This window comes from Streptococcus sp. GMD4S, from assembly GCF_000296955.1.
In genome coordinates, this window is record NZ_AJRE01000353.1 from 1 (window position 1) to 709 (window position 709).

Here is a 709-nt window from a genome sequence, read left to right on the forward strand (position 1 = left end):
GCTCAGGGGCAAAAGATGGTTGTTGTTGAAGACCTCATTTCAACTGGAGGGTCTGTTCTTGAAGCCGTAGCAGCTGCTAAACGCGAAGGAGCCGATGTTCTTGGTGTCGTAGCGATTTTCAGCTACCAATTGCCGAAAGCAGATAAGAACTTCGCAGACGCAGGTGTGAAATTGGTGACGCTTTCTAACTACAGTGAACTGATCCACCTAGCCCAAGAAGAAGGTTACATCACGCCAGAAGGACTCGACCTCCTAAAACGCTTTAAAGAAGACCAAGAAAATTGGCAAAATGCCTAAAACATAGAAAATCAGGTAGTCACTAGGATTACCTGATTTTTTGCATATAGGCAATAAAACTATGATTCCTAAAGGTAAGATGAATATAGGATAATGGTAGAATGAGAGTCCTCTCTTTTTTGGGGCATATTCAGATAATCAGTTTGAAATTTCCAGACAAAATTTTTGAAAAAATTCTGAAAAAGAAGTAAGATAGTTAATGTAAGATAAAGTAAACGCTTACTTAATAAGGAGGACACTTTATGTCATATAAAACAAGCAATGCAGAAGGACCTGTAGATTTTATTAACACCTATGATTTGGAGCCAATGGCGCAACAAGTCATTCCTAAAGCTGCCTTTGGTTATATCGCTAGTGGAGCAGAGGATACTTTCACTTTACGCGAGAACATCCGTGCCTTTAACCACAAACT

At 39.6% G+C, this 709-nt stretch carries 1 protein-coding gene and 1 pseudogene; both read left to right on the top strand.

Going from position 1 to position 709, the window contains the following annotated elements; genetic code table 11:
- The coding region (locus GMD4S_RS09855) for an orotate phosphoribosyltransferase (RefSeq protein WP_000740895.1) at window positions 1-297 on the top strand (297 nt) is incomplete at its 5' end.
- A 242-nt stretch (window positions 298-539) separates the two neighbouring features.
- Window positions 540-709, top strand: a pseudogene (locus GMD4S_RS13945) (lactate oxidase); the annotation flags it as partial.